The following is a 5,338-nucleotide window of genomic DNA, read 5'->3' as shown; positions in this document are numbered from 1 at the left end:
TCAAGGGGACCAACGCCAAGATCGAGTGGTCGGGCGAGAAGATCCTGATGCAGGCGAGTGGTGAGGAGCGCGTGAAGGCGATCCTCGACATCTTCCAGTCCAAGCTGATCAAGCGCGGGATCTCGCTTAAGTCGCTGGACGTGGAGGGCGAGCCGCAGCTGTCCGGCAAGGAGTACAAGCTGTTCGCCTCCATCCAGGAGGGCATCTCGCAGGAGAACGCGAAGAAGGTCTCGAAGGTCATCCGCGACGAGGGCCCGAAGGGCGTCAAGGCGCAGGTGCAGGGCGACGAGCTGCGGGTCAGCTCCAAGAGCCGGGACGACCTGCAGGCCGTGATCGCGCTGCTGAAGAACCAGGACTTCGACTTCGCGCTGCAGTTCGTGAACTACCGCTGATCCGGGCCTGACCGCGGCGGCGCCGCCGGCCGGCGCGACGGGGGCGTCCGGCCGGGGACCGTTTCGCCGGCCGCCCTCGCCGGTCCGCGCCGTCGGACGAGTCCGGTGGCGGTTCCGCCCGGGCCGCGCTGTCGGTGACGAGCGGATCATGGCCTACGTCGTGCTCCATGAGGAGGTCCGCGCGGCGCTGGGTCTCGACCCGGCGGAGCTGGACCCTCGCGGTGAGGGTGGTGTCCGAAATCCGCCAGCCGGGGTGTCGTCGGGGCTCGCACACTGGAGGCATGACCGACATCACCGTGTACGCGTACGCCGACGGCCCCCTGGGGGAGATGCTGCTCGTCGGGCAGCTCGCGCCGGGGGGCCGTACCGCGCTGCGCTCGCTGTCGCTGCCCGGGCAGAAGGGCGGGGCCACGGTCCTGGAGGGCTGGACGCACGCGCCGGAGGCCTTCGGGGAGACCGTGGGGCAGCTGGAGGAGTACTTCGCGGGGCGGCGGGACCGGTTCGAGATCCCGTACGCGGACGCGGGGACGGAGTTCCAGCGGCGCGTCTGGCGGGCGCTGGAGGAGATCCCGTACGGGGCGACCGTCAGCTACGGGGAGATCGCCCGGCGGGTCGGTGCGGCGGGGGCCGGGGTGCGGGCCGTGGGGACGGCCATCGGGCGGAATCCGCTGCTGGTGGTGCGGCCCTGTCACCGGGTGATCGGGGCGGACGGGAGTCTGCGCGGGTACGCGGCGGGGCTGGAGCGCAAGCAGCGGCTCCTGGGGCTGGAGGGTGCGCCGGTGTGACGGAGGGGCTCTTTCCGCGCGAGCGGGCCGAGGTGGCGCCCGGAGCGGTGCACGTACCGGACTGGCTTCCCCTCGAGCGGCAGCGGGAGCTGGTGGAGGCCTGCCGGGAATGGGGGCGCGGGCCCGTGGCGTACGAGCGGACCGTGCTGCCGGGCGGGGGTGTGATGTCGGTGCGCTCGCTGTGCCTGGGGCGGCGGTGGGTGCCGTACCGCTATCTGGAGGCGGTGGCGGTCGCGCTGCCGGAGTGGCTGGCGGCCCTGGGGCGGGCCGCGGTGGCGGAGGCCTACGGGGACGACGGCGGGTTCGCGCCGGACACCGCGCTGGTGAACTTCTACGGGACCGGGGCGCGGATGGGCATGCACCAGGACCGGGAGGAGCGGTCGGCGGCGCCGGTGGTGTCGCTGAGCCTCGGGGACCGGTGCGTCTTCCGGTTCGGCAACGCGGAGGGGCGCGGGAGGCCGTGGACGGACGTGGAGCTGGCCTCGGGTGACCTGTTCGTCTTCGGCGGTCCGTCGCGGCGGGCCTTCCACGGCGTGCCCACGGTGTTTCCGGGAACGGCCGATCCGGCGCTGGGGCTGAACGGCCGGTTGAACATCACGCTCAGGGAGACCGGGCTCAGCTTCTAGGCTGTGCGCATGACATCCGAACTGCGCCGGTCCCTCGGCCTCTTCGACGCGGTCGTGATCGGCCTCGGCTCGATGATCGGGGCGGGGATCTTCGTCGCGCTCGGGCCGGCCGCGGGGGCGGCCGGATCGGGAGCGGGACTGCTCCAGGCCCTCGGACTGGCCGCCCTCGTCGCGTACTGCAACGCCATGGCCTCGGCCCGGCTCGCGGCCCTTTACCCCGCCTCGGGCGGCACCTACGTGTACGGTCGCGAACGCCTCGGCCCCTTCTGGGGGCACCTGGCCGGCTGGGCCTTCGTGGTCGGCAAGACGGCCTCGTGCGCGGCGATGGCCCTGGCCGTCGGCGCGTACGTGTGGCCGGGGCAGGCGCACGCGGTGGCGGTGGCCGCCGTGGTGGCCCTGACGGCCGCCAATTACGGGGGTGTTCAGAAGTCGGCGCTGCTCACGCGGGTGATCGTGGCGGTGGTCCTGGCGGTGCTCGCGGCGGTGGCCGTGGTGTCGTTCGGGGATGGCGCGAGCGAGGGCGAGCCGTTCGGCGGGCAGGTCACGGCGGGCGGGCTGTTGCAGGCCGCGGGTTTGCTCTTCTTCGCTTTCGCGGGGTACGCGCGGATCGCCACGCTCGGGGAGGAGGTCCGCGATCCGGCCCGGACGATCCCGCGTGCGGTGCCGCTGGCGCTGGGCATCACGCTCGCCGTGTACGCGGCCGTCGCCGTCGCCGTGCTCACCGTCCTCGGACCGGCCGCGCTGGCCGGTTCGGCCGCCCCGCTGGCGGACGCGGCCCGGGCGGCGGACGCGTCGTGGCTGGTGCCGGTGGTGACGGTGGGCGCGGCCGTGGCCGCGCTCGGCTCGCTGCTCTCGCTGATCCTCGGGGTGTCCCGGACGACCTTCGCGATGGCCAGGGACGGCTACCTGCCGGCGGGTCTGGCGGCCGTGCACCCCCGTTTCCAGGTGCCGCACCGGGCGGAGCTCGCGGTGGGCGCGGTGGTGGCCGTGGTGGCGGCGACGGCCGACGTGCGGGGGGCGATCGGTTTCTCGTCCTTCGGTGTGCTGGTCTACTACGGGATCGCGAACGCCTCCGCCTGGACGCTGGGCGGCCGGGCCCGGCCGCTCGCCTTCCTGGGGCTCGTCGGCTGCGCGGCGCTCGCGCTCTCGCTGCCGCTGGGCTCGGTCCTGGCGGGGGCCGGGGTGGTCGCGCTGGGCGTGGTGGCGTACGCGGTCGGCCGGGGACGGCCCGTACCGCCGAGGGCCTGAGGCCCGACGCCCCCCGCGTCGCGGGGGAGGGTGCGTCAGCGGGCCGTGAAGGGCTGGTCCGTGGGCACGATCTCCTTGCCGAGGGGGAGCAGGGAGACGGGGATGAGCTTGAAGTTGGCGAGTCCGAGGGGGATGCCGATGACCGTGACGCAGAGGGCGATGCCGGTGACGACGTGGCCGAGGGCGAGCCACCAGCCGGCGAGGATCAGCCACAGGACGTTGCCGGCGCAGGAGGCGGCTCCGGCGCCGGGCTTGTCGACGACGGTGTGGCCGAAGGGCCACAGGGCGTAGAGGCCGATGCGGAAGGCGGCGAGGCCGAAGGGGATGCCGATGATCGTGACGCACAGCAGGGCGCCGGCGGCGAGGTAGCCGAGGAACAGCCAGAAGCCGGAGAGGACCAGCCAGATCACGTTGAGGACGGTCTTCACGGGCGTCGCCCCGCCATCTGTTCGAGCCGGGTGATCCGCTCGGCCATGGGCGGGTGGGTGGAGAACATCCGGGCGAGGCCCTGGCCGGGCCGGAACGGGTTGGCGATCATCATGTGGCTGGCCGTCTCGATCTTGGGTTCGGGAGGCAGGGGAAGCTGCTTGGTGCCCGCCTCCAGTTTGCGCAGGGCGCTCGCGAGGGCGAGCGGGTCGCCGGTGAGCTGGGCGCCGGAGGCGTCGGCCTCGTACTCCCGGGAGCGGGAGATGGCGAGCTGGATGACGGAGGCCGCCACCGGGCCGAGGATCATGATCAGGAGCATGCCGAGGAGGCCGGGGCCGTCGTCGTCGCTGGAGCGGCCGACGGGGATCAGCCAGGCGAAGTTGACCAGGAACATGATCACGGAGGCGAGGGCTCCGGCCACCGAGGAGATGAGGATGTCGCGGTTGTGGACGTGGCTCAGCTCGTGGCCGATGACCCCGCGCAGTTCGCGTTCGTCGAGGAGGGCGAGGATGCCCTCGGTGCAGCAGACGGCGGCGTTGCGCGGGTTGCGGCCGGTGGCGAAGGCGTTGGGCGCCTGGGTGGGTGAGATGTAGAGCCGGGGCATGGGCCGGCGGGCCTGGGTGGAGAGCTCCCGCACGATCCGGTAGAGGCCGGGGGCCTCGAACTCGCTCACCGGGCGGGCGCGCATGGCCCGCAGCGCCAGCTTGTCGCTGTTCCAGTAGGCGTACGCGTTGGTTCCGAGCGCCACGAGAACCGCGACGACCAGGCCCGTACGTCCGAAGAGGCCACCGATGACGATGATGAGGGCGGAGAGCCCTCCGAGGAGTACGGCGGTCCTCAGCCCGTTGTGCCGGCGGTGCACGGTACGCCCTCCAGGTGGTGCGGCAGGGGAACCCTTCGCTTCGTGGTGGCCCACTGGTCCAGTGGACCCTCCCGTACTGGTGAACGCCAGGCGAGAGGCTGCGGTTCCCCCGGCCGCACCGGGGCGGGGCTGCTCCGTGCGGGTGAGGGCCTCAGAAGAGGCCGGCCGCCGCGAACCGGAGGGCGAGCTGCGGGTAACCGGAGAGGACGGCTCCGGCGGCGGCGGTGAGCACGATGGCGGCGGTGACGGGGAGGGAGGCCGGGGCGCGGCGGAGGACCGGTACGGGAGCTTCCGCCTCCGGTGCGGGGGCGGTCTCCGGTGCCGGGGCGGTCTCCGGGGCCGGGCGGAACAGCAGGGCCGTCCAGCGCAGGTAGTAGTACAGGCCGATGACGACGTTGAGGCCCATGATCACGGCCAGCCAGCCGAGGCCCGCGTCGACGGCCGCCGAGAAGACGGTCACCTTGGCGAAGAGGCCGATGATGCCCGGCGGCAGCCCGGCCAGGTTCAGCAGGAAGAAGGCGAGGGCGAGGGCGGCGGCGGGGCTGGTGGCGTACAGGCCCCGGTAGTCGGTCAGCCGGTTCCCGGGATGGCTGCGGGCGACGAGCGCGACGACGGCGAAGGCGCCGAGGTTCACGACGGCGTACATGAGGGCGTACGCGACGGTGGCACCGATCTGGTCGTCGCTGGAGTACGCGGCGGCGGCGATCGGCACCAGGAGGTAGCCGGCCTGGGCCACGGAGGACCAGGCGAGGAGCCGTACCGCGCTCCACGCGCGCGTGGAGACCTGGCGCAGGGCGGCGACGTTGCCTGCGGTCATGGTGAGCGCGGCCAGGACGGCGAGGGCCGGGCCCCAGATGTCGGCGTGCGAGGGGAAGGCGACGACGGTGACCAGGATGAGGCCGGTGAAGCCGACGGCCTTGCCGACGACGGACAGGTAGGCGGCGACCGGCAGCGGCGCGCCGACGTAGGTGTCGGGGACCCAGAAGTGGAAGGGCACGG

The 5,338-nt window shown here is 73.3% G+C and carries 7 protein-coding genes; 4 read left to right on the top strand and 3 right to left on the bottom strand.

The genetic code is table 11. The features are described 5' to 3' along the window. The 4 genes from RIF68_RS26270 to RIF68_RS26255 form a co-directional block, all read left to right on the top strand. Positions 1-392 (top strand): YajQ family cyclic di-GMP-binding protein (locus RIF68_RS26270; protein ID WP_309053776.1); only part of this gene is annotated, 392 nt, incomplete at its 5' end. Positions 393-673: 281 nt separating this feature from the next. Further along, positions 674-1,177, top strand: a complete 504-nt coding sequence (locus RIF68_RS26265) for a methylated-DNA--[protein]-cysteine S-methyltransferase (RefSeq protein WP_309053775.1) — start codon at positions 674-676, stop codon at positions 1,175-1,177. Then, positions 1,174-1,803 carry an alpha-ketoglutarate-dependent dioxygenase AlkB gene (locus RIF68_RS26260; protein WP_309053774.1) on the top strand — a complete coding sequence of 210 codons (630 nt, stop codon included), beginning with the start codon at positions 1,174-1,176 and terminating at the stop codon, positions 1,801-1,803. The genes RIF68_RS26265 and RIF68_RS26260 overlap by 4 nt, the downstream gene beginning before the upstream one ends. Before the next feature lie 9 nt (positions 1,804-1,812). Next, on the top strand, positions 1,813-3,051 hold the full coding sequence (locus RIF68_RS26255) for an amino acid permease (RefSeq protein WP_309053773.1): 1,239 nt from the start codon (positions 1,813-1,815) through the stop codon (positions 3,049-3,051). Positions 3,052-3,086: 35 nt separating this feature from the next. Here RIF68_RS26255 and RIF68_RS26250 read toward each other — a convergent pair whose 3' ends face one another. The 3 genes from RIF68_RS26250 to RIF68_RS26240 all read right to left on the bottom strand — a co-directional run. After that, positions 3,087-3,479, bottom strand: coding sequence for a YccF domain-containing protein (locus RIF68_RS26250; RefSeq protein WP_309053772.1), 393 nt, complete (start codon positions 3,477-3,479; stop codon positions 3,087-3,089). Then, positions 3,476-4,339 carry a zinc metalloprotease HtpX gene (htpX, locus tag RIF68_RS26245; protein ID WP_309053771.1) on the bottom strand — a complete coding sequence of 288 codons (864 nt, stop codon included), beginning with the start codon at positions 4,337-4,339 and terminating at the stop codon, positions 3,476-3,478. Before htpX ends, RIF68_RS26250 begins: the two co-directional genes overlap by 4 nt. 151 nt (positions 4,340-4,490) lie before the next feature. After that, the coding region (locus RIF68_RS26240; protein WP_309053770.1) for a proton-conducting transporter membrane subunit at positions 4,491-5,338 on the bottom strand (848 nt) is incomplete at its 5' end.

Source organism: Streptomyces sp., assembly GCF_031178505.1.
Taxonomy (GTDB): domain Bacteria; phylum Actinomycetota; class Actinomycetes; order Streptomycetales; family Streptomycetaceae; genus Streptomyces; species Streptomyces gulbargensis.
The sequence above is the reverse complement of the archived record's forward strand: the minus strand, read 5'-3'. Positions and strand labels throughout refer to the sequence as shown.

Bases quoted from the DNA above. Each gene is read 5' to 3' on its own strand.
- RIF68_RS26265 (WP_309053775.1), top strand. From the start codon at position 674: ATGACCGACATCACCGTGTACGCGTACGCCGACGGCCCCCTGGGGGAG.
- RIF68_RS26255 (WP_309053773.1), top strand. From the start codon at position 1,813: ATGACATCCGAACTGCGCCGGTCCCTCGGCCTCTTCGACGCGGTCGTG.